Annotated in this window: 24 protein-coding genes and 1 pseudogene; 6 read left to right on the top strand and 19 right to left on the bottom strand. The window is 53.4% G+C overall.

All coding sequences use genetic code 11. The features are described from left to right. The first annotated feature begins 89 nt into the window (after window positions 1-89). Window positions 90-977, top strand: a complete 888-nt coding sequence (locus ACJ9Y9_RS01650) for a LysR family transcriptional regulator (protein ID WP_028017921.1) — start codon at window positions 90-92, stop codon at window positions 975-977. 74 nt (window positions 978-1,051) lie between these two features. Here ACJ9Y9_RS01650 and ACJ9Y9_RS01645 read toward each other — a convergent pair whose 3' ends face one another. The 4 genes from ACJ9Y9_RS01645 to soxR form a co-directional block, all read right to left on the bottom strand. Continuing rightward, the gene (locus ACJ9Y9_RS01645) at window positions 1,052-2,698 is read right to left on the bottom strand and encodes a Na+/H+ antiporter (protein ID WP_028017922.1); all 1,647 of its coding nucleotides are present in this window, start codon (window positions 2,696-2,698) and stop codon (window positions 1,052-1,054) included. Between the two features lie 150 nt (window positions 2,699-2,848). Further along, the gene (gene ghxP / locus ACJ9Y9_RS01640) at window positions 2,849-4,198 is read right to left on the bottom strand and encodes a guanine/hypoxanthine transporter GhxP (RefSeq protein WP_028017923.1); all 1,350 of its coding nucleotides are present in this window, start codon (window positions 4,196-4,198) and stop codon (window positions 2,849-2,851) included. 294 nt (window positions 4,199-4,492) lie between these two features. Then, on the bottom strand, window positions 4,493-5,164 hold the full coding sequence (locus ACJ9Y9_RS01635) for a glutathione S-transferase family protein (RefSeq protein WP_028017924.1): 672 nt from the start codon (window positions 5,162-5,164) through the stop codon (window positions 4,493-4,495). A gap of 266 nt (window positions 5,165-5,430) precedes the next feature. Further along, entirely contained in the window at window positions 5,431-5,889 is a 459-nt protein-coding gene (gene soxR / locus ACJ9Y9_RS01630; protein ID WP_023331806.1) for a redox-sensitive transcriptional activator SoxR, read from the bottom strand. 97 nt (window positions 5,890-5,986) lie between these two features. On the opposite strand from soxR, the gene soxS reads away from it, so the two are divergent. Then, complete coding sequence (gene soxS / locus ACJ9Y9_RS01625) at window positions 5,987-6,313, top strand: superoxide response transcriptional regulator SoxS (protein ID WP_013095071.1); 327 nt, start codon at window positions 5,987-5,989, stop codon at window positions 6,311-6,313. Window positions 6,314-6,319: 6 nt separating this feature from the next. On the opposite strand, the gene ACJ9Y9_RS01620 is transcribed toward soxS, so the two are convergent. Together ACJ9Y9_RS01620 and ACJ9Y9_RS01615 are read right to left on the bottom strand one after the other, a co-directional pair. Further along, window positions 6,320-7,885, bottom strand: a complete 1,566-nt coding sequence (locus tag ACJ9Y9_RS01620) for an EAL domain-containing protein (RefSeq protein WP_028017925.1) — start codon at window positions 7,883-7,885, stop codon at window positions 6,320-6,322. A 340-nt stretch (window positions 7,886-8,225) separates the two neighbouring features. Continuing rightward, window positions 8,226-9,629: a sensor domain-containing diguanylate cyclase gene (locus tag ACJ9Y9_RS01615; protein WP_028017926.1), complete on the bottom strand. Its 1,404-nt coding sequence runs from the start codon at window positions 9,627-9,629 to the stop codon at window positions 8,226-8,228. Window positions 9,630-10,119: 490 nt separating this feature from the next. On the opposite strand from ACJ9Y9_RS01615, the gene ACJ9Y9_RS01610 reads away from it, so the two are divergent. Beyond that, entirely contained in the window at window positions 10,120-10,401 is a 282-nt protein-coding gene (locus tag ACJ9Y9_RS01610; RefSeq protein WP_028017927.1) for a YjcB family protein, read from the top strand. A 60-nt stretch (window positions 10,402-10,461) separates the two neighbouring features. On the opposite strand, the gene ssb1 is transcribed toward ACJ9Y9_RS01610, so the two are convergent. Further along, the gene (gene ssb1 / locus ACJ9Y9_RS01605; protein WP_008503384.1) at window positions 10,462-10,986 is read right to left on the bottom strand and encodes a single-stranded DNA-binding protein SSB1; all 525 of its coding nucleotides are present in this window, start codon (window positions 10,984-10,986) and stop codon (window positions 10,462-10,464) included. Window positions 10,987-11,237: 251 nt separating this feature from the next. Here ssb1 and uvrA point away from each other — a divergent pair, with 251 nt between their 5' ends. Further along, complete coding sequence (gene uvrA, locus ACJ9Y9_RS01600; protein WP_028017928.1) at window positions 11,238-14,060, top strand: excinuclease ABC subunit UvrA; 2,823 nt, start codon at window positions 11,238-11,240, stop codon at window positions 14,058-14,060. Window positions 14,061-14,063: 3 nt separating this feature from the next. On the opposite strand, the gene ACJ9Y9_RS01595 is transcribed toward uvrA, so the two are convergent. The 5 genes from ACJ9Y9_RS01595 to dnaB all read right to left on the bottom strand — a co-directional run bounded on the left by ACJ9Y9_RS01595 (window position 14,064) and on the right by dnaB (window position 19,243). Beyond that, on the bottom strand, window positions 14,064-14,417 hold the full coding sequence (locus ACJ9Y9_RS01595; protein WP_028017929.1) for an MmcQ/YjbR family DNA-binding protein: 354 nt from the start codon (window positions 14,415-14,417) through the stop codon (window positions 14,064-14,066). 116 nt (window positions 14,418-14,533) lie between these two features. Beyond that, window positions 14,534-15,247: an acid phosphatase AphA gene (gene aphA, locus ACJ9Y9_RS01590; protein WP_028017930.1), complete on the bottom strand. Its 714-nt coding sequence runs from the start codon at window positions 15,245-15,247 to the stop codon at window positions 14,534-14,536. A gap of 174 nt (window positions 15,248-15,421) precedes the next feature. Continuing rightward, on the bottom strand, window positions 15,422-16,615 hold the full coding sequence (gene tyrB / locus ACJ9Y9_RS01585; RefSeq protein WP_028017931.1) for an aromatic amino acid transaminase: 1,194 nt from the start codon (window positions 16,613-16,615) through the stop codon (window positions 15,422-15,424). Window positions 16,616-16,734: 119 nt separating this feature from the next. Beyond that, window positions 16,735-17,814 carry an alanine racemase gene (gene alr / locus ACJ9Y9_RS01580; RefSeq protein ID WP_028017932.1) on the bottom strand — a complete coding sequence of 360 codons (1,080 nt, stop codon included), beginning with the start codon at window positions 17,812-17,814 and terminating at the stop codon, window positions 16,735-16,737. Window positions 17,815-17,830: 16 nt separating this feature from the next. Continuing rightward, entirely contained in the window at window positions 17,831-19,243 is a 1,413-nt protein-coding gene (gene dnaB, locus ACJ9Y9_RS01575) for a replicative DNA helicase (protein WP_025757838.1), read from the bottom strand. A 66-nt stretch (window positions 19,244-19,309) separates the two neighbouring features. Here dnaB and ACJ9Y9_RS01570 point away from each other — a divergent pair, with 66 nt between their 5' ends. Next, a complete protein-coding gene (locus ACJ9Y9_RS01570; protein ID WP_028017933.1) occupies window positions 19,310-20,293 on the top strand; it encodes a quinone oxidoreductase in 984 nt (327 codons plus the stop codon). A gap of 183 nt (window positions 20,294-20,476) precedes the next feature. On the opposite strand, the gene pspG is transcribed toward ACJ9Y9_RS01570, so the two are convergent. From pspG to ACJ9Y9_RS01550, 4 genes are all read right to left on the bottom strand, one after another. Next, the gene (gene pspG / locus ACJ9Y9_RS01565) at window positions 20,477-20,719 is read right to left on the bottom strand and encodes an envelope stress response protein PspG (RefSeq protein WP_028017934.1); all 243 of its coding nucleotides are present in this window, start codon (window positions 20,717-20,719) and stop codon (window positions 20,477-20,479) included. 136 nt (window positions 20,720-20,855) lie between these two features. Next, window positions 20,856-21,851 carry a tRNA dihydrouridine(20/20a) synthase DusA gene (gene dusA, locus ACJ9Y9_RS01560; protein WP_028017935.1) on the bottom strand — a complete coding sequence of 332 codons (996 nt, stop codon included), beginning with the start codon at window positions 21,849-21,851 and terminating at the stop codon, window positions 20,856-20,858. An 81-nt stretch (window positions 21,852-21,932) separates the two neighbouring features. Next, entirely contained in the window at window positions 21,933-23,180 is a 1,248-nt protein-coding gene (locus ACJ9Y9_RS01555; RefSeq protein WP_028017936.1) for a conjugal transfer protein TraF, read from the bottom strand. A gap of 170 nt (window positions 23,181-23,350) precedes the next feature. Then, a complete protein-coding gene (locus ACJ9Y9_RS01550; protein ID WP_028017937.1) occupies window positions 23,351-23,839 on the bottom strand; it encodes a cupin domain-containing protein in 489 nt (162 codons plus the stop codon). A gap of 115 nt (window positions 23,840-23,954) precedes the next feature. Here ACJ9Y9_RS01550 and zur point away from each other — a divergent pair, with 115 nt between their 5' ends. Continuing rightward, window positions 23,955-24,467 (top strand): zinc uptake transcriptional repressor Zur, encoded by a 513-nt coding sequence (gene zur / locus ACJ9Y9_RS01545; RefSeq protein WP_028017938.1) that lies wholly within the window; start codon window positions 23,955-23,957, stop codon window positions 24,465-24,467. 66 nt (window positions 24,468-24,533) lie between these two features. Here the strand turns inward: zur and ACJ9Y9_RS01540 are convergent, their stop codons facing one another. The 3 genes and pseudogenes from ACJ9Y9_RS01540 to dinF all read right to left on the bottom strand — a co-directional run bounded on the left by ACJ9Y9_RS01540 (window position 24,534) and on the right by dinF (window position 26,200). Continuing rightward, window positions 24,534-24,743, bottom strand: coding sequence for a CsbD family protein (locus ACJ9Y9_RS01540; protein ID WP_028017939.1), 210 nt, complete (start codon window positions 24,741-24,743; stop codon window positions 24,534-24,536). A 48-nt stretch (window positions 24,744-24,791) separates the two neighbouring features. Beyond that, window positions 24,792-24,866: pseudogene (locus ACJ9Y9_RS01535) on the bottom strand (hypothetical protein); the annotation flags it as partial. Beyond that, window positions 24,863-26,200 carry an MATE family efflux transporter DinF gene (gene dinF / locus ACJ9Y9_RS01530; RefSeq protein ID WP_315959260.1) on the bottom strand — a complete coding sequence of 446 codons (1,338 nt, stop codon included), beginning with the start codon at window positions 26,198-26,200 and terminating at the stop codon, window positions 24,863-24,865. The gene dinF and the pseudogene ACJ9Y9_RS01535, both read right to left, overlap by 4 nt. Window positions 26,201-26,249 lie beyond the last annotated feature (49 nt).

Here is a 26,249-nt window from a genome sequence, read left to right as displayed (position 1 = left end):
AAAAATGAGACGAGGCGCCAGTATAGTGAGCGCACGGTATGGACAGAAATGAATTAAAATCATCAAAGGTATAGTTTCGAGGAATAATCATGGACATAAGAACGCTGCGCTATTTTGTCGAAGTGGTTCGTCAGCAAAGTTTTACCCGCGCAGCGGAGAAGTTGTTTGTTACCCAGCCCACCATCAGCAAGATGCTGAAAAACCTCGAAGATGAACTGAACTGCACTTTGCTGATCCGCGACGGGCGCAAGCTGTTACTGACCGATACCGGGCGCGTCGTCTTTGAGCGTGGGCTGGCAATCCTGGCGGAGTTCCGCCAGCTGGAAGCGGAGCTGGACGATATCAATCATCTGACGAAAGGTGTGCTTCGTCTCGGCATTCCGCCGATGGTAGGGATGATGATGGCCGGGCCAATTAGCCTGTTTCGCCAGCGCTATCCCGGCGTAGAGCTGAAGATATCTGAATTTGGCGGATTAACCGTCCAGCAGGCGGTTATCAACGGCGAGCTGGACGTGGCGATGACCGCCCTCCCCGTTGAGGAAGAGAGTGGCCTGGCGACACTGCCGCTCTTCAGCCATCCACTGTGCGTACTGGTTCCCCGCTCCGGCGACTGGCTGAAGAGAGACTCGGTGAAACCCGAGCTTCTCGGCGAACATCCGCTACTGATTTACAACGAAGACTTTGCGCTCAGCCGCCAGTTGATGACGTTATTTAATCAACACAACGTGAAGCCGCGCATTGCGGTTCGCAGTGGTCAGTGGGATTTCCTGGCCGCGATGGTGCAGGCAGGCGTGGGGATTGCCATCCTGCCACAACCGATTTGCGAGCGGCTGGATAAAAACACGCTGCGCTGGATCCCGCTGGAGAGCAATCTTCACTGGCAGTTAGGGATGATATGGCGCGAAGGGGTGTATTTGTCGCACAGCGCACAGGCGTGGCTGGAGTGCTGTGAGGGGTTTTGGATCCCCTCACCCTAACCCTCTCCCACAGGGAGAGGGAACCGATCGAGCACGTAGGCCCGGTAAGCGTAGCGCCACCGGGCAAAAGCGCGTTACTGATTCTCTATCAACAGCGCTTCCAGCAGATCCAGATCGTGCAGCAGCTTTTGCAGCGTCTCGTTGCTGATCTGCCGCGTGGCGCGCAGGTGGTACAATTCAGCACGCTCTGAACGCAGCGCCGCCAGGCGGAACCGGCGTTCGAGGTTCTCCTCCTGCAGCGAACTTTCCACATCGTTACGCCCATCGGCACGGCGACGCAGGTTACCAATCACGCGGGAACTGACTTCCGTCAGCAGCTGATTGTCGATGTTCTCTTCTGCATCGGCAGCCAGACGTTCTTCCATTTTCTGGATTGCCACAATCGCCACTTCGGCAGTCGCCGCACGGGCAATGCGCTCTTCCTTGTGCTGCTGGGTCGAATCACCGGCGTCAATGTGCTGCAGCAAAATAGGCAACATCACCACGCCAACAAACAGCGAGAACAGAATCACACCTGCCGCCAGGAACACCAGCTCATAGCGCGCCGGGAAGACATCGCCCGTCGGTAGCAGCAATGGAATAGAGAGCACACCGGCGAGGGTAATCGCCCCGCGTACCCCTGCGAAGGAGGCAATCAGCAGTTCACGCGTGGTCCACGAGCCGAACTCCATCGGTTTTTTCGTCAGGAAACGCACGCTGAACTTTTTCATCGTCCACAGCCAACCGAAACGCACCAGCATCAACGCCAGGTAGATCAGCACGATATCGGTAAACAGCATCCAGACTTCAACGTTCGGATCGGCCTCGGCCGCCACCAGCGAGGACTCCATAATGCCTGGCAATTGCAGGCCCAGGAGCAGGAACACCATGCCGTTAAAGACAAATTCCAGCATTGCCCAGGTGCTGTTCGCACGCAGACGCATAGCCAACGGTGCGCGACGCATTACGCCGGAACGGGTGATGGTCATGCCTGCCGCCACCGCCGCCAGAATACCTGACACGCCGATATGTTCGGCAATCAGATAAGAGGCAAAAGGCAGAAGGAACAGCAGCACGATTTGCGTTGCGGGCTCATCGCCGCCCCAGCGGCTGAGGAACCGCAGCGAACGTCCGTACAGCCAGCTCACCACGAAGCCTGCGAGAATACCGCCAATCGCCACCTTGAAGAATTCCAGCGTCGCACCGCCGACGGTAAAGACCATCGTGCCCATCGCGACCGCCACCGCAAACTTCAGGGCGACCAGGCCGGAGGCGTCATTCATCAGCGCCTCACCCTGTAGAATGCCCATAATTTTCTTCGGAATTCGGCCCTCACCCACAATGCCAGAAAGTGCCACAGCATCGGTTGGTGACAGGACGGCGGCCAGCGCAAAAGCGGGAATTAACGGGATACCCGGCACCGCCCAGTAAATCAGAAAACCAATCCCAACCACGGTGACCACCACCAGCGCCAGCGCCAGACCGAAAATCTCTCGCCCGTGCTCAAGGAATTCGCGCGTGGGGGTTTTCCACCCATCTGCAAACAGCAGTGGTGGGATAAACAGCACGAGGAACAGTTCGGGATCGAACTCCACGTGCAGACCAAACGTCGGCCACGCCAGCAGCGCGCCGATGGCAATTTGCATTAATGGAAGGGGGACCTGAAAGGGCAGTACGCGTGTAACTACCCCAGATAGCGAGACCACAAGGGTCATGATGAGTATTGTGAAGAAGATTTCCATGCGTTCCCTGTTTGCTGTGTTGCTTATGTACTCCGGAAGGCGTCGTGCCTTTTATTCTATCTTCCCCAGAGTAACGCAAAAGGCAACAGGATGAGTCCTGAAAATAAAAACGGGCGGCCTGAGCCACCCGTTTTCGCATCAAAGGACAACTTAGATTGCCCAACCGCCCGCGTAGAACGCCACCAGCGCAACGGCGATCACCACCGTGCCGATGTTCAGTTTGCGCCACTCGCCAGAGACCAGACGACCAATCACCAGCGATGCAAAACCGATCATAATGCCGGTCACGATGTTACAGGTCAGTACGATAAATACCGCGGTGATGAGGCCGGACATCGCATCCACAAAGTCAGCAAAGTCGATTTTTGCCACGTTGCTCAGCATCAGCAGACCAACGTACATCAGCGCTGGTGCGGTCGCATACGCCGGAACCAGATAGGAGAGCGGAGAAAGGAACAGGATCAGCAGGAACAGCACGCCGACGGTGATCGCCGTCAGGCCGGTTTTACCGCCTGCCGCCGTACCCGCTGCGGACTCGATGTATACTGCAGCCGGCGCTGCACCCACCAGACCAGAGAAGACGCTGCTCAGGGAGTCCGTGGTCAGCGCTTTGCCGCCATCAATAATCTGACCGTCTTTATCCAGCAGGTTCGCTTGTCCCGCTACCGCGCGGATAGTTCCGGTTGCATCAAACACGGCAGTCATCACCAGCGCCAGCACGCTTGGTAGGATCACCGGGTTCAGCGCGCCGACGATATCCAGGCTACCAATCAGGGAGTTGCCTTTGTCATCGCTCAGCGACGGCATGGCGAAAATCCCGGAGAAGTGGACGTTTGGATCGAAAATCAGGCCGACAATAGAAACCCCGATAATGGTCAGCAGAATACCGCCCGGGACTTTCAGTTTTTCCAGACCGATAATCACCGCCAGGCCAATCAAAGACATAATCACCGGGAAGCTCGCGAAGTGACCGAGCGCAACCGGCAAACCGTCCAGCGGGTTCTTGATGACCAGACCGACGCCGTTGGCGGCAATCAGCAGCAGGAACAGGCCGATACCGATACCCGTACCGTGCGCTACGCCGTGCGGCAGGTTGCGCAAAATCCAGCTACGGATGCCGGTCGCTGAAATAACGGTAAACAGCACACCCATCAGGAACACGGCACCCAACGCAACCGGTACGCTGATGTGTTGACCCAGCACCAGACTGAATGCGGTAAACGCCGTTAGAGAGATGGCGCAACCAATTGCCAGCGGCAGGTTCGCCCACAGCCCCATCACGATGGAGCCCACACCGGCCACAAGGCAGGTAGCAACAAAGACAGCCGCAGGCGGGAAGCCCGCTTTGCCCAGCATGCCCGGCACAACAATGACGGAGTAAACCATCGCCAGGAACGTTGTCAGACCGGCAACAACTTCCTGGCGCACGGTGCTGCCGCGAGCCGAAATTTTAAACATGGCGTCAAGTGAACCGCCAGTACGCGCAGATGGCGTAGACATAGAAAACATCCCCTGAGAGTTTTTTAGAAAGTCCGTAAGCGTGGTGGAGACGCCACTGCCAGCTAAACGTCAAATCCTTGAGTTGCGTTGGTGACGAAAGGGCGTCACATAAAAAGCAAACGTTTAGCTCCGCGCTTACAAACGGGTGGTCAAATTAAGGCAAACGATTATCTAGCCTAATCACCGCCCTTTTCAACTGAACTTTGTCGTTTTTCGCTAAAATTCACTTATGACGCTGAAGAAATAAACAGAGGATGCGCAAACGTTATCGTTTATGCGCAATTTGTTTACATTTCAATCGTCCCCCGGGATAGATAACGGCCCACCTTGTTCCAGCGTTCTTTTCCACCCGGGGCTGTTCTCAACCTTTTTCTTCCACGCCTGAATATGCGGCAGATTATTGATGCCACCACGCGCCAGCAGGGCAAAAATCGGGAAACTCATCTGGATGTCGGCCATGCTGAGCGAATCCCCGGCAAACCAGCTGTTTTTAGCAAGATGCGACTCAATAAAGCGCGCATGGGTTTCCAGCTGGCGGTTAAGATAGGCTTTCTGCACTCCCTGTCCCAGCGCTTTACCCAGCGTTCTGATACCAAACGGGACGGGAGGTTTACCGAGGCTGTTAAACACCAGCTTCATTAACAACAGCGGCATCAGCGACCCTTCGGCATAATGCAGCCAGAAGCGGTATTGCACCTTATGAGCGGGATCTAAGGGTTTCAACCGTGAGTCGGGATCGTACGTTTCCTGCAAATACTCCAGAATGGCGCCTGACTCCGCCAGAATCAGGCCATTATCTTCGACGACCGGCGATTTGCCCAACGGGTGCACTTTTTTGAGGGACTCAGGAGCCAGCATGTTCTTTTCGCGCTGGTAGTGAATGATCTCATAAGGCAGGGCGAGTTCTTCCAGCGCCCAGATCACACGATGTGAGCGCGACTGGTTAAGGTGATGTACCGTAAGCATGGTTGTCTCCTGTTATTCATACTTTTTAACTATAGAAAATCGAACAACACCGCGAAAAAAATTCGGCTAAAAAACAACCGACGTGGCTGGCGAAATGACGGGGCTTGCATAGAATTAAAGTGTCAGCACAATCCGGAACCTCCCCAACCAGCTCGACATGAGGGGTGCTGATGTCGGGGGAAACCCTCCCGTGAACCAGCGGGATAGAGAGAAAGACAAAGACCGGGAAAAACTAAAGCGCCCTTATGTGGCGCTTTAGTTCTTTATTAATCCTCTTCCAGCAACCGCGCCCCCGTTCCCTGTTCACCCAGCCTGTCGCCCGGGTTACGCAACGGACAATCGCTCCGGGACAAACAGCCGCAACCAATGCAGCCATCCAGCTCGTCACGCAGCGCGACCAGCGTATGGATACGCCTGTCCAGCTCTTCACGCCACTGGGACGAAAGCTCCTTCCACTCTTTCGGGCTCAGCGTGTGACCTTCCGGCAGCACGCCAAATGCCTCGCCAATAGTGGCCAGGGGAATTCCGATTCTCTGCGCAATTTTGATAATCGCCACATAGCGAAGCACATCGCGGGTATAGCGGCGCTGGTTTCCACCGTTACGGATACTCTTGATTAACCCTTTGCTTTCATAGAAGTGGAGCGCGGATACTGCAACGCCGCTTCGCTTTGCCACTTCACCTGGAGTTAACAGCGCTTTAATTCGCGGCAATCTCTTTTCCATAAAACCTCTTTACCTCAAGTTAACTTGAGGAATTATACTCCCCCGCAGAGAAAACGACGAATCAACCAGGAAAGTTGTATCTACAGAGGGGCACCGTATGTCACATCAGCAGATTATTCAGACACTTATTGAATGGATTGATGAACATATCGACCAACCGTTGAACATTGATGTGGTCGCTAAAAAGTCGGGCTATTCGAAATGGTATTTACAGAGGATGTTCCGGACGGTTATGCATCAGACGTTGGGTGAGTACATTCGTCAGCGCAGACTGCTGCTGGCAGCCCAGGCGCTACGCTCAACGCAGCGGCCCATTTTTGATATCGCGATGGATCTTGGTTATGTGTCGCAACAAACCTTTTCCCGCGTGTTCCGTCGCGAATTTGACCGCACGCCGAGCGATTATCGCCACCAGTTGAATTAATCACTATCAATGCAAAGGTTGCTGCTGCCAGGTCATAAACTCCTGGGGCGGCATCGCTTTCGCGAAGTGCCATCCCTGACAGAACTGAACACCGCGCTTCAACAACCAACCGACCTGCTCTGCCGTCTCTACCCCTTCCGCAATGGTTTTCAGGCGCAGGCTTTGTGCCATCTCAATAATATGCTCGGCGATCAAGTGACTGGTGCTGTTGGTCGTCAAGGTGTCGATAAAGGATTTGTCGATTTTGAGGATATCAACGTTCAGCGAATAGAGGTTATGCAGGTTAGAGTAACCCGTCCCGAAATCATCAATTGCGACTTCATAACCTGCCTGACGGAAAGCCTGAATCACCGGTGTGGTTTTTGGCACATCAATAAACCCGCGTTCCGTCACCTCAATCTTGATTTGCTGGGCACGCACGTCATAGTGGCGGGCCTTGTCAGAAATCATGGCGATCAGCCGCGAGGAGTGGAAATCCGTGGCCGACAGGTTAATCGAGATATAGAGGTGCGGATGTGCGGCCAGGAAATGGCCCAGATCGCTGAACACCTCCTCAACAACATAATCCGTTATCCGCTCGCTCATTCCCTCTTTTTCAGCCAGCGGAATAAACTCTGCCGGGCTCATTACCTGTCCGTTAAAACCAGGCCAGCGTAACAACGCCTCAGCCCCCACACACTGATTGTTCTTGATATCAATGATCGGCTGATAGTGCAGGCAAAGCTGGCGTTTGTTCAGCGCCCGTTGCAGCAAGCGCCCAGGGGAATTGAGTTCACGATGGGTACGCGACCATACCAGCAAAATAATAATGCTGCAGATCATCCCCAGTGGCAGCGTCAATGTCGCCTGATGATAAAGCGTTTCATAAAAGCGTTTATTCGATGTTGACACAATAGCCGCAATCGGTCTTTTTGGCGATTTTACGACGGTATAAAAACGGTTATCTTTTTGAAATACCGATTCCTTATCCCGAATCATCGAATTTAATAAAGAAACATTGGCTTTTTGGCTAACGGAAAAGAATGCATTGGTTATCGTGTCGTACACTCCCCATGAAAGGGAATGATCGTTTGACATCACTTCGCTGTACGAAAGCGGATTGACCACCACCACATAATTCCCACGCTGCATATATGTCATTTTATAGCCAGTATAAAATGGGGTATCGCGATAATAATAGATAGCGACATCCGGTTTACGCGTGTAATTGGCGACGGAAATTGAGTAGGGGTGTTCCGGTGTAAAAACGGTCGAACAAAGAAAATTCTGACCTTCGGCATAAATTAAATCGGCGACAAACAGACGGCCACGAACAACGTTCAGCATATATTGACGATGTCCCGGCGTACAAAGTTCGCCCTGGTATTTTACCGCCTCGTCCCGGGCCAGTTCAACCTGTTGAATAACCAGTTCTGTTTTGTCTAAAGCCAGTTCTGCAAAGGTACGTAGCTGAGCACTTGTTTCCGATACGGCTCTTAGCTGGGCAAACCATAGCGCAAGCATCACCGGTAGCATAACTACCATGATGATCCCTACCACCCTGAGCATCTTGCGCCGCGCGCTACGATTCATTTCCCGCCCTATATCCCTGCATGTTGTACGCCTGTAGTAATGAAGGCCGGATGCTTTGCTAAACAGGTGATTACGTTGCATGAATCATGCGAAGTTAGCAACTGACTTTTAGTATTAAAAATCTTAAATTTCGTTATGACGATAATATTTTCCCGTAAGCTAAACTGTAAGTATTCGTTCCGTTTCAATTAAGGAAAATATTTACCCATCCCGTAAGGGATGGTGCGAAGATAACACAACAGAGGATCGTTGATTAAGCCAAACTTTGGACAGCATGAAAAAAGCACAACTTCTTAATGAAATTTCATGCTATTTTTTCGGGTGTATTTTGTTCGCTGATTTATAAATAGCCAGCTGCCACTACCGTTTTTCCCCGTCCCGTACGCTTGGCGTCATATAATGCTTTATCCGCTCGTGTCAGCAATGCCGATGTATCGAACTGATCCCCGCACACCTCCACGACTCCTGCACTAAACGACAGCTCCAGTTTTTTCTCTCCAACCTTCAGCGGTTTGGTTTTCAGCGTGGTATGCAGCCTGGCGGACAGTTGCGCCGCGTCATGACAATGAGTTTGCGCCAGCAGAAGCAAAAACTCCTCCCCTCCCACGCGCCCTAATGCAGAATCTGAAGGGGCTAACTCACGGATACAATCACAAAAGTGAAGAAGCGCCGCATCGCCCACCTGGTGTCCCCACTCATCATTGATTTGTTTGAAAAAATCCAGGTCAAACATCAGAACAGAAAAATGGCTGTTAGGCTCCCGCCTGGCATTTGCGGATTGCGCGAGTTCCAGCTGCTGCAAAATCGCCGAACGGTTAAAACAGCCGGTGAGATCGTCAATAGTAGCTTTCACTTCCAGCTGCTGTTCTGCTTTCTTCCGCTCGGTAATGTCGAGCCCAATATTCAGGATAGAGTTGTCTGGCAACAGAATGTTTGACCACAATACGGTCAACTTCGTACCGTCTTTACGTAGCGGATGCCACTCATACATGTCCTTGAGTGGAGAGACATTTACCGACTCTCTTACCCGACGCCGCTCTTCAGGGTCTGGATAAAACAGCGAGAGTGGATCGGCATGAGCCCCGATCTCCGCCATCGTCCAGCCAAATACTTTTTCGCACTCGGCATTCCACAATACGCAGCGGTTAAATTTGTCGAAAGAGTTCATTAAAACCGGTGCCCGTTCAAACAGGGTCTTATATTGTGTCACGACACGCTGCATTTCCTGTGCAGTTTTCTCGCGGGCAATAATTTCCTCAAAATAGTCTTTTAATTTTTCGACCAGCACCACGACGATATTTTTCAGGATCGGCAGAGAATACAATTTCTCATCGAATGCTAAAAAAAAATATCCCCTGCAATGCCAGTCATGGGTTGAAAGTTTGCATAACACCCCGCTTTGCAATTGCGTATAGCCTGGGTGCTGCGGAGGAAATAAGGCGCGGCCAATATTCTCTTTCCAGTAGATCACCCGCCATGACCGGTGATGCCGCTGGAGCAGGGTACCTGCCAGAAAATCGGCGGCTTCAAAAGAGTGGCAGGCCACCTCACCTGCGCAGACGACACGGTGCAGCCCGTCATTATCATTAACGCTTACCCAGGCCAGGCTCGCCCCCAGCGAGCGATTGATCGTCTCCAGCATTTCTGCCAGTGAACACTGAGTGTGAAGCTGGGGCATCAACTTAGCCAGCGCATGCAAAGCCTGCATGCTGTCATTAACAATCTCACATCGTTTTTTTTTCATCTTTTTGCCGATTATCACGCGATAAACCGGACGCAACTGTCTTCAGGTTCAAAAACCGGTCAGCCAGAGCTGGAGGCTGAAAATCAGCACAACGAAATGAAACGACTGTTGTGTGTAATTAAAAACGGACAAAGAAATAAAAATAATAATAAAATTCAAAAACCTGAAAGGTTAGCTGCGAGTAAATTAATATGTCCACTCAAGCATAATCTATAGGTTTATTGCTGTAAACGTTGTACAACAGGCACCGTCTTGCAGAGGTTTTGCTATCTCGATGAATTCATTATGAAGAGTAGGGGAAAAGGGTTTCTTAGCCAGCAAAGATATATTTTCTATCTGATACCTATCCATTTCATACAGCTATGAATCCTTCAATTTTCATCATCCTGACACTGGCGAATAAATCATCAAATGTGATATAGTTCACATATCTTATGTAATTAAAAACACTGTTTCATTCAGTGAGTCTGTTTTGTAGAGGATGGGTTTTATGGCAACCATTACTACCAGCATGGTTCTCTTACGCTGGCCGTTGTTGAGTGCGGTATTGATGTTTTTAGCCAGTACGCTGAACATTCAGTTTCGTAAGTCTGATTACGCTGGCCTTGCTATCATCAGCACCCTGCTTGGGTTGGGTGCGGCCTGCTGGTTTGCAACGGGCCTGCTTGGCATCACCCTGCTGGATATCGCTGCCGTCTGGGAAAATATTAAAGTGGTGATGGTTGAAGCGATGAGCCACACGCCACCAGACTGGCCGATGGTGATTACCTGATCCCTTACGGAATAAAAAACCCAGACTATTGTCTGGGTTTTTTGTTTGGATATCAGGGGATCAGAACGGAATATCGTCGTCGAAATCCATTGGTGGCTCGTTAGACGGTGCAGGAGCAGACTGCTGCTGCGGGCGAGACTGTGCGCCACCGCTAAACTGGTTGCCACCCTGCGGCTGCTGAGGCTGACCCCAACCGCCCTGCTGCTGGCCGCCACCTGCTGGTGCGCCACCGCCCTGACGGCCACCCAGCATCTGCATGGTGCCGCCAACGTTTACCACAACTTCAGTAGTGTATTTCTCAGCGCCGGACTGATCGGTCCATTTGCGGGTACGCAGCTGGCCTTCGATATAAACCTGAGAACCTTTACGCAGATACTCACCGGCCACTTCTGCCAGTTTGCCAAACAGCACAACGCGGTGCCATTCAGTCTGCTCTTTCATCTCACCGGTCGCTTTATCACGCCAGGATTCGGAAGTAGCCAGCGTAATGTTGGCAACTGCGCCACCACTCGGCATGTAGCGTACTTCCGGGTCCTGGCCCAGATTACCGACGAGAATCACCTTGTTTACGCCTCTGCTGGCCATGTTCGTGTCTCCTGAATACGTTTCTTAATAGTGTAAACGCGCGAGTGTACCATTTCCACGCTGCATTTTGATAGCTGCGAGATGGATTCCAGAGTTCTCGTGCGAACGCTACATTGTTACATAGCCAATCGGAAAATGCATTCCAATACTGTATATTCAAACAGGTTAAATTGTGTCATAATTAGCCGTTTCTGACAGCCGTTTGTCCTTCAAACAAACCAGGCAATCCGTGTTCCAACCGGGAAAGGTGAATGGATAAGATCGAAGTTCGGGGCGCCCGCACCCACAATCTCAAGAATATCAACCTCATAATCCCTCGCGACAAACTCATCGTCGTGACCGGGCTTTCGGGGTCTGGCAAATCCTCACTGGCTTTCGACACTTTATATGCCGAAGGACAGCGTCGTTACGTTGAATCACTCTCTGCGTACGCGCGTCAGTTCCTGTCGCTGATGGAAAAACCGGATGTCGACCACATTGAAGGGTTGTCCCCTGCTATCTCTATTGAGCAGAAGTCCACCTCGCACAACCCGCGTTCAACGGTCGGTACCATTACCGAAATTCACGACTACCTGCGTCTGCTGTATGCCCGTGTGGGTGAGCCGCGCTGCCCGGACCACGACGTCCCGCTGGCGGCCCAGACCGTGAGCCAGATGGTGGATAACGTGCTGTCGCAGCCGGAAGGCAAACGCCTGATGCTGCTGGCCCCCATCATTAAAGAGCGTAAAGGCGAACACACCAAAACGCTGGAAAACCTCGCAAGCCAGGGTTATATCCGCGCCCGTATCGACGGTGAAGTGTGTGATCTGTCAGATCCACCCAAGCTGGAGCTGCAGAAAAAGCACACCATCGAAGTGGTGATTGACCGCTTCAAAGTGCGTGACGATCTCGCGACACGTCTGGCGGAATCCTTTGAAACGGCGCTGGAACTCTCCGGCGGCACGGCCGTGGTCTCCGACATGGACGATCCGAAAGCGGAAGAGCTGCTCTTCTCCGCCAACTTTGCCTGCCCGATTTGCGGCTACAGCATGCGCGAACTGGAACCTCGCCTGTTCTCCTTCAACAACCCGGCGGGCGCGTGCCCGACGTGTGACGGCCTGGGCGTTCAGCAGTATTTCGACCCGGATCGTGTGATCCAGAACCCGGAACTGTCCCTGGCAGGCGGGGCCATTCGCGGCTGGGACAAGCGTAACTTCTATTACTTCCAGATGCTGAAATCGCTGGCAGAGCACTATAAGTTCGATGTTGAAGCCCCGTGGGCCAGCCTGAGCCCGAGTGTGCACAAAGTGATCCTGTTCGGTTCCGGCAAAGAGAACATCGAGTTCAAGTACATGAACGATCGCGGTGATACCTCTGTGCGTCGCCACCCGTTTGAAGGTGTGCTGCACAACATGGAGCGCCGCTACAAAGAGACCGAATCCAGCGCGGTACGCGAAGAACTGGCGAAATTCATCAGCAACCGCTCGTGCGCCACCTGTGACGGCACGCGTCTGCGTCGCGAAGCGCGCCACGTCTTTGTCGAAAATACGGCGCTGCCGACCATCTCAGACATGAGCATCGGCCACGCGATGGACTTCTTCAACAACCTGAAGCTCTCCGGCCAGCGCGCGAAAATCGCCGAGAAAGTGCTGAAAGAGATCGGCGATCGTTTGAAATTCCTGGTGAACGTCGGCCTGAACTACCTGACGCTTTCACGCTCCGCTGAAACGCTCTCCGGCGGTGAAGCCCAGCGTATCCGTCTTGCCAGCCAGATCGGCGCAGGTTTAGTCGGCGTGATGTACGTCCTGGATGAGCCGTCTATCGGCCTGCACCAGCGTGATAACGAACGTCTGCTCGGCACGCTGATCCACTTGCGTAACCTCGGTAACACGGTGATTGTGGTTGAGCACGACGAAGACGCGATCCGCGCTGCTGACCACGTTATCGACATTGGCCCGGGCGCAGGCGTGCATGGCGGCCAGGTGGTCGCGGAAGGGACGCTGAAAGATATCATGGCGGTGCCTGAATCGCTGACCGGCCAGTACATGAGCGGCAAGCGCAAGATCGACGTGCCGAAACAGCGCGTGGCAGCAAACCCGGAAAAAGTCCTGAAGCTGACAGGTGCACGCGGCAACAACCTGAAAGACGTCACCCTGACGCTGCCTGTCGGGCTGTTTACCTGTATTACTGGCGTGTCCGGTTCCGGTAAATCAACGCTTATCAACGATACGCTATTCCCGATTGCACAGACGGCACTGAACGGCGCAACGCTTGCCGAGCCAGCACCGTACCGCGATATTCAGGGCCTGGAGCATTTCGACAAGGTTATCGACATCGACCAGAGCCCGATTGGCCGTACCCCACGTTCTAACCCGGCGACCTATACTGGCGTCTTTACGCCTGTACGTGAACTCTTTGCTGGCGTACCGGAATCTCGTTCACGCGGCTATACACCAGGACGTTTCAGCTTCAACGTGCGTGGTGGGCGCTGTGAAGCGTGCCAGGGCGACGGAGTGATCAAAGTTGAGATGCACTTCCTGCCGGATATCTACGTGCCGTGCGACCAGTGCAAAGGCAAACGCTATAACCGCGAAACGCTGGAAATTAAGTACAAAGGCAAGACTATCCATGAAGTGCTGGATATGACCATTGAAGAAGCACGCGAGTTCTTCGATGCCGTCCCGGCGCTGGCGCGTAAGCTGCAAACGTTAATGGATGTGGGGCTGACCTATATCCGTCTCGGACAGTCAGCAACGACGCTCTCGGGTGGTGAAGCGCAGCGCGTGAAGCTGGCGCGTGAGCTGTCGAAACGCGGCACCGGTCAGACGCTCTACATTCTGGATGAGCCAACCACCGGCCTGCACTTTGCCGATATCCAGCAGTTGCTGGACGTTCTGCATCAGCTCAGAGACCAGGGCAACACCATTGTGGTCATTGAACACAACCTGGACGTGATTAAAACCGCGGACTGGATTGTCGATCTTGGCCCGGAAGGCGGTAGCGGTGGCGGTGAAATCCTCGTCTCCGGTACGCCAGAGACCGTTGCAGAGTGCGAAGCCTCGCACACCGCACGCTTCCTTAAACCGTTGCTGTAATTGTCACACGGAAAGCTGCTGTCGGGTCGTTTCCGGCAGCAGTTCAACCGCCTGCTTGTACGATGCATCCACCAGATAGTAAATTTGCGAGCCCGGCAGAGAACCGTCGAGGTAGACAGTGCTCCAGTGAGCCTTGTTGAGATGCTGGCTCGGTCGGACGTCATGGTGCTGCTGGCGTAATAAATCAGCCAGTTCCGGGCTGGTTTTCAGTGCAGCCGCCGGACGGCCTTCAACCTCTTTCACCATCGCAAACAGCACGTCACCCACTTTGATCTGCGTGGCTTTCCAGTCGCTGTGGACGCTTTGTTCCGCGCCGGGCTTACTCATACAGTACTGGAGTATCTCCGAAATTGTCATCTTAGCTCCCCTCTAAATGGGTTGGACACGGCCTGAGTTCCTGCCTCTTTAAGTGTGCAGCAAGACGACAAAAGGTAAACCCGGCAGGCGTGATTTGTACAAAAAACCAGCATACCTCAGTATTCAGAATTAACAATCACCTCTTCACCAAATTTCCCGGCCATCGGCAGTGGTCGATAGGTCGAATTAGAGGCGCGTAACACCCTGATCCCTCTTGCCCCTACATCATGCGCAGCGGTGATATCGTTATCAGAATCGCCATAAAACACTTTGATATTTTTCTGCTCCAGCCACTGCGTTTTGCTGTTCTGACCGGGTTTATCTCCCGCAAAAATGACCGGATTCATGTTAGCGGCAGGGATCAGAAAATCATCCTGCAAGGTTTTAGATACTGTTTCCGTTTTGGTCTGGCTGCGTCCGGTAACAAAGTAAATGCTGTCGCCGCGCTTAACATGCATGGCAATAAGCGATCGGGCGACCTCTTTCGGGATACTGAACTCATCCCAGCCGTTGTTCATTTTTTCCCAGAACTCCGGGTTTTTCAGATAGTCTTCGCTGTCCGGTGAATATGTTTTCTTACCGCGCCAGAAACCCGGGCTTGAGAACAGGACGGTATCGTCAATATCGAAGCCCACGGCCATTGGCGGACGCCCCATCAGACTATTTTCGATTTGTGCCACAGAGACCCAGTGAACAGGCGCCTGCTCGGCAAGGATGGCGGCGGTGGTTCCGGTGTAAAGCGGCGTCGGTGCGGAAGCTCGCGCAACGACTGCGCTATTAAGCGAGAACAATAAGCAGGCGGCGCTGAGCGCCAGTGTGATCTTGCGCATGTTTTCCCCTGAATATTCAGTTTGTTATCGTTTTATTTTGAGCGAATGGTCAAAAAACTATCCGACCATAACCCCAGCGGGAAGCGAAGGAAAGGAGTTTTTGCTTATGGATCAGCGAAAAAGAAGAAAGATCACATTCTCTCTTCTGAAAGAACAGAGAATGTGATCACTTACTTACATTACAGCGGCAAAGGCCTGCGCCACGCGCTGAACATTGCTGGCATTCAGCCCCGCCACGCACATACGGCCGCTGGCAATCAGATAGACGCCGAACTCTTCGCGCAGACGATCGACCTGAGCGGCACTCAGGCCGGTATAGCTGAACATCCCGCGCTGCTTGAGCAGATAGTCGAAGTTATGGCCCGGCACGGCCTCTTTCAGGACGTTAACCAGCTCCTGACGCATCGCCAGAATGCGCGTACGCATTGATTCCACTTCAGCAAGCCAGGATGCTTTCAGTTGCGCATCACCAAGAACCGTGGCGACGACCTGCGCACCAAAGTTTGGCGGGCTGGAGTAAATGCGGCGCACCGTCGCCTTCAGCTGACCCAGCACGCGGCTGGCGGCTTCGGCATCTTCACACACCACGGACAGACCGCCGACGCGTTCGCCGTACAGAGAGAAGATTTTAGAGAAAGAGTTACTCACCAGCGCCGGCAGACCTGCGCTGGCAACGGCGCGAATGGCGTAAGCATCTTCTTCCATGCCTGCGCCAAAGCCCTGATAGGCAATGTCGAGGAACGGGATCAGATTACGCGCTTTCAGTACCTCAATTACTGCATCCCACTGGTCATTAGTGAGGTCCGCGCCGGTCGGGTTATGGCAACATGGATGCAGCAGCACAATACTGCGCTCCGGCAAGGTGTGCAGTTTTTCCAGTAATGCCTCTACACGCACACCGTTGGTTTCGCTGTCGAACCATGGATAAGTCGCGACCTTAAAACCTGCGCCTTCAAAGATAGCCACGTGGTTTTCCCACGTAGGATCACTGACCCACACCCCGGAATCCGGGAAGTATTTTTTCAGGAAGTCTGCGCCGACTTTTAGCGCACCCGATCCGCCAAGCGTCTGGATGGTGGCGACACGTTTTTGCGCGAGCACCGGATGATTGGCACCAAACAGCAGCGGCGCGATAGTGTTACGGTAAGTATTTAACCCTTCCATCGGCAGATAAAGCGATGCGCCATGTGGTACAGCGTTAAGGCGTGCTTCAGCTTCGGCAACGGCTTTTAATTGAGGAATAATGCCATCCTCGTTGTAATACAGACCGATGCTGAGGTTCACTTTGTCGCTGCGAGGATCTTCTTTGAAACGCTCCATTAAGGAGAGAATGGGGTCGCCGGCATAGGCGTCAACTTTCTGAAACACGCGATGATTCTCCGGAATTCGATGAGGCAGGGATTTCAACAATAAACCGGATATGGCAGAAGATCGAGGGGATGTTAATAAACGTGGAGTGAGAGTAACACTCTCACTCCAGCTATAAGTTAATCTATGTACTTCATCGCCACCCGCGACGTCAGGCGTGTAATAAGTTCGTAAGCACTCACTTTCGTGATTTCAGCAATGCGTTCAACGGGCAAGCCTTCACCCCACATCACCACTGCGTCACCCGCTTTCTCCTGCGCTTCCGGCCCCAGATCGACGCAAATCATGTCCATCGCCACGCGACCAACAATCTTCACTTCACGGCCATTGACCAACACTGGCGTACCCGACGGTGCGGCACGTGGATAGCCGTCACCATAACCCATCGCCACAACGCCCAACCGGGTATCACGCTCGCTGATCCAGGTTCCACCGTAGCCTACGGGTTCACCCGCTTTGTGCTCACGCACGGCAATCAGGTTAGACACCAATGACATCACCGGCTGGAAGCCAAAATCCGGTCCCCAGGGTTTGTTCTCCAGCGGCGATACGCCGTAAAGAATAATGCCCGGACGCGCCCAGTCGAAGTGGGATTGTGGCCACAGCAAAATACCGCCAGACGCGGCAATAGAGCGCATTCCCGGCTTACCTTCGCAGAAGGTATTAAAGATATCGAGCTGTTGTTCGGTCGCACCACATTCAGGCTCGTCGGCACGAGCAAAGTGACTGACGATGTTCACTGGCTGGCGCACATTTTTGCACTGGCATAAACGCTGATAAAACGCTTGTGCGTTTTCCGGACGGACGCCCAGTCGGTGCATGCCCGTATCGAGCTTCATCCACACGGTTACCGGCTCGCTTAACTCGGCGGTTTCCAGCGCAGCCAGCTGTTCTTCGTTGTGAACGGCGGTGTGCAGGTGCTGATCGGCAATAGTAGGCAAATCAGTGGCTTCGAAAAAGCCTTCCAGCAGCAAAATGGGTTGTGTGATCCCACCCGCACGCAGTCGGATGGCTTCTTCAAGACGGGCGACGCCAAAGGCGTCGGCATCGGGGAGCGTTCGCGCGGTCTCAAGAAGACCGTGTCCGTAAGCGTTCGCTTTCACGACTGCAACGAGCTTACTGGCGGGAGCCAGTTCACGCAGACGTTGCAGGTTGTGTCGCAGAGCGCGGCGGTTAATGACTACAGTTGCCGCTTGCATTTGAATTCCTTAGAAATTACTCATCATCATATTGAGGACCGGCATAGTTGTCGAAACGCGACCACTGTCCGTTAAAGGTCAAACGTACCGTACCGATTGGGCCGTTACGTTGCTTACCTATAATAATTTCGGCGATCCCTTTCAGGTCGCTGTTCTCGTGATAAACCTCATCACGGTAAATAAACATGATTAAGTCAGCATCCTGCTCGATGGAGCCAGACTCACGCAGGTCGGAGTTGACCGGGCGTTTGTCGGCGCGTTGTTCCAGGGAGCGGTTAAGCTGTGAGAGTGCCACCACGGGCACGTGCAGCTCTTTGGCTAACGCCTTGAGTGAGCGGGAAATCTCTGCAATTTCCAGCGTACGGTTGTCGGAGAGCGACGGGACGCGCATCAGCTGAAGGTAGTCGATCATGATAAGGCCGATACCGCCGTGTTCACGGGCGATACGACGCGCACGGGAGCGGACTTCCGTCGGCGTCAGGCCGGAGGAGTCATCAATATAGATATTCCGTTTTTCCAGCAGAATGCCCATGGTGCCGGAGATCCGCGCCCAATCTTCGTCATCCAGCTGACCGGTACGAATGCGGGTCTGATCCACGCGCGAGAGTGACGCCAGGGAACGCATCATAATCTGCTCGGAGGGCATCTCAAGACTGAAAATCAGCACCGGCTTATCCTGCAACATCGCCGCATTTTCGACGAGGTTCATCGCAAATGTCGTTTTACCCATCGACGGACGCGCCGCGACGATAATCAGATCCGACGGCTGCAGGCCAGCAGTTTTCTTATTGAGATCGTCATAACCGGTGTTCACACCGGTCACACCGTCATGTGGCTGCTGGAACAGTTGTTCGATACGGGCGACGGTGGCGTCGAGCACATCAGCAATGTTTTTCGGGCCTTCATCTTTATTTGCGCGGCTTTCCGCGATTTTAAAGACCCGGGATTCGGCGAGATCGAGCAGATCTTCACTGGTGCGACCCTGCGGATCAAAACCGGCCTCGGCGATCTCATTCGCCACCGAGATCATCTCACGAACTACAGCACGTTCACGCACGATATCCGCGTAAGCACTGATATTCGCCGCACTTGGCGTGTTTTTCGATAATTCTGCCAGGTAGGCAAACCCACCGACGCTGTCCAGTTGCCCCTGTCGCTCCAGCGATTCCGCAAGTGTGATCAGGTCAATCGGGCTACCCGACTCCTGCAGACGCGCCATTTCGGTAAAGATATGACGATGTGGTCGGGTGTAGAAATCCTCAGACACCACGCGCTCAGCGACGTCGTCCCAGCGTTCGTTATCCAGCATTAAACCGCCCAACACCGACTGTTCCGCTTCAATCGAGTGCGGCGGGACTTTTAAGCCTGCGACCTGGTAATCACGTTCGCGAGGTTCAGTCTGTTTGTTGAAGGGTTTGTTTCCTGCCATAGTGAATGGAGTTACCGAGATAAAGAGTGGGTCGAAAGATTACCATATTTTTCTTACGGAGGGAGCATGGCAACGCGCATTGAATTCCAGAAACACGGTGGGCCAGAAGTGCTGAAAGCGGTGGAATTTACCCCAGTAGCACCAGGCGAAAACGAAGTTCAGGTTGAAAACAAGGCCATAGGTATCAACTACATTGATACCTATATTCGCGGAGGCCTCTACCCGCCTCCGTCACTGCCGAGTGGCCTGGGTACCGAAGCGGCAGGAGTGGTTATCAAAACTGGCCGCGCCGTTAAGCACCTTAAAGAGGGCGATCGCGTGGTGTACGCCCAATCTGCTCTGGGGGCATACAGTTCCGTCCACAACGTCCCGGCGGATAAAGCCGCCCTGCTGCCCAACGCCATCTCCTTTGAGCAAGCTGCAGCCTCATTTCTGAAAGGGCTTACGGTCTATTACCTGCTGCGTAAAACCTACGAAATTAAACCTGACGAGCAGTTCCTGTTCCATGCTGCTGCGGGTGGTGTGGGGCTGATCGCGTGTCAGTGGGCAAAAGCGCTGGGGGCGAAACTGATCGGTACCGTGGGCAACGCGCAAAAAGCGCAGCGCGCATTGCAGGCGGGAGCCTGGCAGGTGATTAACTATCGTGAAGAGAACATTGTCGAGCGGCTGAAAGAAATCACCAACGGCAAAAAAGTGCGGGTGGTGTATGACTCGGTGGGGAAAGACACCTGGGAAGCGTCTCTCGATTGCCTGCAGCGCCGCGGGCTAATGGTGAGCTTCGGGAATGCATCAGGCGCTGTGACCGGGGTTAACCTTGGTATTCTGAACCAGAAAGGCTCACTGTATGTGACTCGCCCTTCGCTGCAAGGTTACATCACTAACCGGGAAGAGCTTGAGGAAGCCAGTAACGAGCTGTTCTCGCTGATCGCCAGTGGGGTGATTAAAGTGGATGTGGCAGATGCACAGAAATATCCGCTTGCCGATGCACAGCGCGCGCATGAGGTACTTGAGAGCAGGGTGACGGAGGGTTCAAGTCTGTTAATTCCCTGAATCCAGAAAAGAAATTGGGCTTCCCTGAGGAAGCCCTTTCTTTTTTAGTTCGGCTGTATGTAGGGTACAGCTCGATGAATTCTTTAGCGGCAGTCATAGTGACAGATTCGATAAGTAAATCCTATTCTGTTCTAAGCAATGCCACCAGAAAAGTTACAAGTATGTGACGAACCCCTCAATACCTTAGTAACGAAAGCGGTTATTGCGCTGATAAGTGGACACTTTTGGCGTTTTAATCGCCCGTATCACCCACACCACCACAATAGCCAGCAGTAGCCACGGCAACAGCTTGATCGTCAGGGCAAATAATCCGCCGATAAACATCACCACCGTGGCGACAACGATAGCGGCCAGAATGCCGAGCAGCGAAACGCCTGTGGCTAATAGCATGACGAAAAAGCCAATCACAAAAAGTAGTTCCAGCATGTTTTTCTCCCACACGCTCCTGAGTAATGCAGTAACCATTACAAAAAGCATGCCAAAACTAACTCATTGTTCTTAAAGCAAAACGCCCCACAAAGATTTGCAGGGCGTGGTGAATTTGACGATCTTTTAGCGAAATTTATCGCTTATCAGCTACCAGTCTCAGCGCATGTTCCAGCACCTCGATGTCGGCACCGGCTTTATGCGCGTTCTCGCTCAGGTAGCGTCGCCACTGACGCGCTCCCGGAATACCCTGGAAAAGGCCAAGCATGTGGCGGGTGATATGGCCAAGATATGTGCCGTTGCTCAGCTCGCGTTCGATGTACGGATACATGGCACGAACCACCGCAACCGGATCGGTATCTGCGCCTTCTACACCGTAGATTTCGCGATCGACCGTCGCCAGAATGCCCGGGTTCTGATACGCCTCGCGCCCGACCATCACGCCATCCATATGTTCCAGATGCGCTTTGGCCTCTTCCAGCGACTTGATGCCACCGTTGATTGACATCGTCAGGTGCGGGAAGTCACGCTTCAGCTGATACACGCGCGGGTAGTCCAGCGGCGGGATCTCACGGTTCTCTTTCGGGCTGAGGCCAGAGAGCCAGGCTTTTCGCGCGTGGATGATAAACATCTCGCACTCACCCTTCCCGGATACCGTATTGATAAAGTCGCACAGGAATTCGTAGCTGTCCTGGTCGTCAATGCCGATACGGGTTTTGACCGTGACCGGAATGGAGACGACATCGCGCATCGCCTTAATGCAATCCGCCACCAGCTGTGCGTTCCCCATCAGGCACGCGCCAAACATACCGTTTTGCACGCGGTCAGACGGGCAGCCAACGTTGAGGTTGATCTCGTCGTAGCCACGCGCTTCTGCCAGCTTCGCGCACTGCGCCAGCGCGGCCGGATCGCTACCGCCAAGCTGCAGGGCAACCGGGTGCTCCTCTTCGCTGTAAGCCAGATAGTCGCCCTTACCGTGAATAATTGCCCCGGTGGTCACCATTTCGGTGTACAGCAGCGTATGGCGGGAGAGCTGACGCAGGAAGTAGCGGCAGTGTCTGTCCGTCCAGTCGAGCATTGGCGCAATGGAGAAACGGTGTGCAGGGAAAGCAGTCTGTAATTCTGACGACATGGCGAAGTTTTAAGCATCTGGTGAAAAGGGGCGCTACTATAGCACAAAGAAAAGCCGGAGGCGCAGCGCCTCCGGTGGACTTTAGAACGTCATGCTCAGTTGCGCCCCCGCGCCCCAGGTTTCGTCTTCACCATACAGACCCATCAGGTCGATATGAACCGTGTTAAGCGGTGCAAAGCCCACACCTGCGGTAAAGACATTGCTGTCATTGTCTTTCACATCAGCACGATAACCTGCGCGAACCGCCAGCCAGCTCAATGGCGTCACTTCCGCACCCACGCCAACATATTGGGAGTTCTCTTCGCTTTTAAAACCTTTGGTTTCGGTCAGGTCACCATCCGCCGTCAGCGTCAGGAGATCGGTATGCCAGGCCGCACCCGCCGTAACGACAGGGCTGATTTGGTAAGTATCGCGCACGCCATCCACCTCTTTGGTGTCGATATCACGCGAGAACAGGTTTTTACCGGTCAAACCCACCGTCCAGTTTTCGCCGAAATCAGCAGCAAGGCCGGCATCAACGTTAAACCCAGTATCGTCGTTGCGATAGCGACTGCTGTTGATATCGCCACTGTCAAAGTTGTAGATCGAGACCGTGTAGTTGTAGAGCCAGGTCTGTTGCAGCTTAGGAGTGATACCCACGGAAACAGGCACACCGCTGATATCAAACTGACGCGCCACTGCAACGCCATAGTCTGAAACGATTGCCGCACGACCAAAACCTTTTGACTTCAAATCATTCGGATTAATGCGAAGCGCTGCAGCAGGAACATCTTCTACCAGGCGTAACTTTTCAATATCGCCCTGATCGATGTAAGAACTCACGCGCGCGCGCGCATTCGCTTTTGCGACGAATGCTACGGATAACACGTCATTAGGAATACTTACAGCGATCCCACCTCCCGCTTTACCGCTGGCGGTTTTCCCTTTCAGTGAATCCAGTTGATCGGCAAGGTCGCCTGCGGCGGCAGAGACCTGCCGCGATGCAGCACTGGAAGGATTAAGGAGATCGATAAGATTGATATTATCCAGGGTACTGCTATAGGCGCTGACATCATCACTGATGTCATCAATCTTATCGCGCAGGTTGTCTTTATCTGAAATTTGCGCACCGATAGAGGGCAGGATCACTGTAATACCATCGTCAGGTTTCGCCTTTGCAAGCAACGCCGGGTTGATTAACACCCCGCTGCCATAGCTCCCAGCCGCGACCCCAGTTCCTCCCATTGCATCGCTACGTGCTTCTGTCCAGGTATTGGCTGCTCCGGCCTGATTTGCCATAAACATGGAGACGGCGATGCTAACCACCGAAAATTTAAAATGTTTTTTCACAGTATGCTCGTCTTATAGTCTGTTATGAAATAACCCCTGTCTGTTATCACCCAAACAGGTACGAACTATTGCTGTGAATAAGTACAAAAAGACCCGCTATTTCCCTAAGTTAAATTCTAACCAGACCTGTTGTAATTTGTGACGGTCCTCAATATTTATAGAAGAGGAAATTATTTTTTCCCAGGTTTTCCATCATGCGGCCCGAAAAACTGGGGCGGGTGATCGACCCAGCGATCTTCTCGCGTGGCGGCATACACTGGGTTGAGCGGATAGTAGATGCGGTTGTGCTTCTTGTTGGCTTCGCCAACTACCAGGAGTTGAACCTCTTCGTCCGTGTTGTTGATAAAGGTGTGGCAGACGCCGGTTCCGGCGGGAAACCCTACGCTATCGCCGGGTTCAAGTTTCCACAAATAGCCATTAATCCAGGCTTCAGGATACCCTTCAAGCACATAAATGAACTCTTCTTCGTCGCTTTCCGCATGAGGATAGGATGTCCGACGTCCGGGGGGTAAACGCTCATGATGGATACCAATACGCCCCAGCCCGAGCTTGCGAGCCAGCGGCGCACCGATGGAAAAACGCTCGTCGCTGTCGGGATAGGTTGAGTTATCAGCGCCTTCCACGTCGCGCCAGTGTCGAATACAGTCAGGTCTTTTCATTGTTCGTTTCCCGGTTTGCAATGCGTCAGGTATAGCACAGACAGGCGGATCTCGGTGTTTTTACCAGAACATGATAAAGTGAGGGTTTTCCGTCCTATAACATCCGGGGTGCTAAATGGATAAGTCCACAAAAGAGCTGTTAGCGCAGGCCGAAAAGCTCTGCGCGCAACGCAATGTGCGCCTGACTCCGCAGCGCCTTGAGGTATTACGCCTGATGAGCCTGCAACAGGGAGCCATCAGCGCGTACGATCTGCTCGACCTGCTCCGCGAAAGCGAGCCGCAGGCCAAACCGCCTACGGTGTATCGCGCGCTCGATTTTCTGCTGGAACAAGGGTTCGTGCATAAGGTTGAATCCACAAACAGCTATGTGCTGTGCCACCTGTTTGACCAGCCAACCCATACATCAGCCATGTTTATCTGCGACCGCTGCGGCGTGGTAAAAGAAGAAGGGGCTGAAGGTGTTGAAGACATTATGCATACGCTGGCGGCCAAAATGGGCTTTGCCTTGCGTCATAATGTTATTGAAGCACATGGGCTGTGCTCTGCCTGTGTCGAGGTGGAATCATGCAGCCATCACGATAAGTGCCAGCACGACCACACAATCGTTGTGAAGAAAAAACCTCGCTAGCAATGAAAAAGGCGGCTCATGGCCGCCCTCAGGGTGTACTTCCTTGTACTTTCGGGTATAACCCGGTTACCAGCGGTAGTCGTTGCGTTTTTCCCAGTCGCCAACTTCCTTTTCCGCCTGGTCTTTTGCGTAGCCGTAGCGTTCCTGGATTTTACCGACAAGCTGATCGCGTTTACCTTCAATGACGGTCATATCGTCATCTGTCAGCTTCCCCCACTGCTCTTTCGCTTTACCTTTGAACTGCTTCCAGTTGCCGCTGATTTCGTCTTTATTCATCATCGTGTCCTCTTGTTAAGCGTCGGGTCGTAACGTCCGTTACGTTCTTTTCTGCTGGACGTGATAATAATTGTAGTTAAGGATTCTGCAGCTATTTTGATATTCGGAATCTTTAACCGTCACGATATATCGTGATGGGAAGGAAACCAGGTATTATTTCGCCAGTGACGGCGCCAGATAAAGGCCAGAGACAGGCCCCGCAACGAGAGGAAAACGGCCAACGCCAGCCACAAACCATGATTGCCAAGCCAGGGAAGCGTCAGCAGCGTCAGACCAAACCCTGCTGCTGCCACCGCCATACTGTTACGCATTTCGGCTCCGCGCGTAGCCCCAATGAACATGCCGTCCAGCAGATAACACCAGACACCGACCACCGGTAAGATCACCTGCCAGATGAGATAGTGGCTCGCCAGTTCACGCAGTGTGGGAAGTGAGGTGAGTAATGCAATGATCTGCTCGCCAAAAACGGCATAAACCAGCGCAAATGCCAGTGCTACCATCCCCGACTGACGACAGGCTGCCCGCCAGACATCCTGAAGCTGCCCGCTTTCGCGCGCACCGTACGCCTGCCCGGAATGTGCTTCCACAGCATAGGCAAAACCGTCCAGCGCGTAGGCGGTAAAGGTCAGTAGCGTCATCAATACGGCATTGACCGCGACGATGTCTGGCCCCAGCCGAGCCCCGAAAACCGTCAGCGCGCCAAAACAGAGCTGAAGGAGAAGTGAGCGCAGCATGATGTCACGGTTGAGTGCCAGCAGCTTACGGATATTGCCGCGCCATGCGGTTTTGAGTAGCGTAAGAGAGATCCCGCGCATCGCCAGCACGCGCCAGACCATCCACAGACCGATGATAAAAGTCCCGTATTCGGCAATTGCCGTCGCCAGTGCAGCCCCCTGCACGTTCATATGCAGACCCATTACCAGCCAGACATCAAGCACAATGTTGAGAAGGTTTCCCACCACCAGCAAAATGACGGGCGCGCGGGCATACTGCACGCCCAGTAACCATCCCAGCAGAACCAGGTTAGCCAGCGATGCGGGCGCACTGAGCCAGCGGATTTCAAGGAAACGTCTCGCCTGCTCCAGCACCGCCTCGTTACCGCCAACGATGTGAAGCGCGAGGTCAATCAGGGGCGAGCGCAATACAACGATTAATGCCCCCGCACCAAGCGCCAGAATGAGCGGCTGCACCAGCGCGCGGGCCAGACGCAGAGGATCTCTGGCACCATACGCCTGTGCCGTGAGCCCGGTAGTACTCATGCGCAAAAAGAGCAGCAGCATAAACAGGAAGCTGGTTGCCGTCGCGCCAATCGCCACGCCGCCAAGATAAACAGGTGAATCCAGATGACCAATAACAGCAGTATCGACCAGACCCAGCAAGGGCACGGTAATATTGGAGAAAATCATCGGCAGTGCAAGACGCCACAATGCCTTATCTGATGCCGTCAGCAGTGACATGAAAAATACCGGGAGAGGTAAAGGAAGCAGGCTACAGCAACGCCGTAGC

Source organism: Enterobacter sp. CPE_E1241 (assembly GCF_045618265.1).
In the GTDB taxonomy this organism is placed as follows: Bacteria; Pseudomonadota; Gammaproteobacteria; order Enterobacterales; family Enterobacteriaceae; genus Enterobacter; species Enterobacter adelaidei.
The sequence above is the reverse complement of the archived record's forward strand: the minus strand, read 5'-3'. Positions and strand labels throughout refer to the sequence as shown.